At 68.4% G+C, this 2039-nt stretch carries 2 protein-coding genes; both read right to left on the bottom strand.

What is annotated here, in order from left to right; translation table 11 throughout:
- Window positions 1-43: 43 nt before the first annotated feature.
- On the bottom strand, window positions 44-382 hold the full coding sequence (locus FUT87_RS21700) for a P-II family nitrogen regulator (RefSeq protein ID WP_091722727.1): 339 nt from the start codon (window positions 380-382) through the stop codon (window positions 44-46).
- Between the two features lie 108 nt (window positions 383-490).
- Window positions 491-2039 (bottom strand): NAD(+) synthase (locus FUT87_RS21695; RefSeq protein WP_147242359.1); only part of this gene is annotated, 1549 nt, incomplete at its 5' end.

Below are 2039 nucleotides of genomic sequence, written 5' to 3'. Positions count from 1 at the left end.
CCGCCCCTTCTTCATTCAGGGGTCCCGAGACAGGCCCGGACGGTCAGACCGCCGCTTCGTCCTGTTCGCCAGTGCGGATGCGGATGACCTGCTCGACGGCGGTGACGAAGATCTTGCCGTCACCGATCTTGCCGGTCTTGGCGGCCTTCAGGATGGCATCGATGCAGCGGTCGACCTCGTCGTCCTTCACCACCACCTCGACTTTCACCTTGGGCAGGAAGTCGACCACGTACTCGGCGCCGCGATACAGCTCGGTGTGTCCCTTCTGGCGGCCGAAGCCCTTCACTTCGGTGACCGTCAGGCCGGAGGCGCCGACCTCGGCCAGCGCTTCACGCACTTCGTCGAGCTTGAACGGTTTGATGATGGCGGTGATCTGTTTCATCACGAGGCTCCGAGAGAGGGTTTCTGGCAGGCAAGACTGGCTGTGATTTAAGCACGGATCTTTTGGGACGGCCCCCTCGGTTGAAGAAGGGAGACATCGCCCGCTCCGTCAATCCGGGATGCGGTCCAGGTCCGCGAGCCAGACCGCCGGCTCGGAATCGCTCGGCGCGCGCCAGTCCCCGCGCGGCGACAGCGACCCGCCGCTGCCGACCTTGGGCGCGTTGGGCACGCAGCTGCGCTTGAACTGGCTGCCGCGGAAGAAGCGGCTCACGAAGATCCGCAGCACCCGCTTGATCTCCGCCAGCGGGTACTCGTTGCGCCGCACATGCTCGCCGTCGGGCCAGTCGCCGCGCGTCCGGTCGCCCCACGCGTGCCGCGCCAGGAACGCGATCTTCGTCGGCGAGTAGCCATGGCGGATCGTGTAGAACAGGTTGAAATCCTGCAGCTCGTAGCGGCCGATCCGGTCCTCGGTGCTCTGCAGGCCGGACCCCTCGGCGGCCGCGTCCTGCGGCACCAGCTCCGGGCTGATCTCGGTGCCGAGGATGTCGAGCAGCACATCGCGCCCGGCATGGCCGAGCTGCTCGGTCTCCGCGACCCAGCGCACCAGGTACTGGATCAGCGTCTTGGGCACCGAGGCATTCACGTTGTAGTGCGACATGTGGTCGCCCACGCCGTAGGTGCACCAGCCCAGCGCAAGCTCGCTGAGATCGCCCGTGCCCAGCACCAGCGCGCCGGTGTGGTTGGCCAGCCGGAACAGATGGCTGGTGCGCTCGCCGGCCTGGACGTTCTCGAAGGTGACGTCGTAGACCGGCTCGCCCTTCGCATACGGGTGGCCGAGGTCCTTGAGCATCTGCTCGCAGCTGGGGCGGATATCGATCTCGCGGGCCTCGCAGCCGATCTCCCGCATCAGGCGCAGCGCCTGGTCCCGCGTACGGCTGCCCGTCGCGAAGCCCGGCATCGTGACGCCCAGGATGTTGGACCGCGGCCAGCCCATCTGGTCCATCGCGCGCGCGGCGACCAGCAGCGCATGCGTCGAGTCCAGCCCGCCCGAGATGCCGACGACCAGCTTGTGGATGCCGCTCGAGACCAGCCGCTGCACCAGCGCCTGGACCTGGATATGGAAAACCTCGTTGCAGCGCTCGTCGCGGCGCTGCCGATCGGCGGGCACATACGGGAAGCGCTCGACGCGGCGGCGTAGCGGCAGCGGCTGCGCGCGGTCCAGGCCCAGTTCGAACTCGACGGTGCGGAAGCCCTTCAGCAGCGGCGCGTGGTGGCGCACCGAGTCGCCGAAGCTGGTCTGCCGCATGCGCTCGCGCGACAGCCGTTCGAGGTCGACATCCGCCGCCACCAGCTGCGAGCGGCGCTGGAAGCGTTCGCTCTCGGCGAGGAAGCTGCCGTTCTCGTAGACCAGCGCCTGGCCGTCCCAGGCCAGGTCGGTGCTGGACTCGCCGGCGCCGGCCGAACTGTAGACATAGGCCGCCAGGCAGCGGGCCGACTGCTGCCCGACCAGCTGGTGCCGATAGCCCGACTTGCCGACCGTGATGTTGGAGGCCGACAGGTTGACCAGCACCGTCGCACCGGCGAGCGCCGCATAGGACGACGGCGGGATCGGCGTCCAGACGTCCTCGCAGATCTCGACATGCAGGCGCAGCAGCGGC

It is taken from the genome of Mitsuaria sp. TWR114 (assembly GCF_007997345.1).
This window is presented reverse-complemented; position numbering and strand designations above follow the sequence as displayed.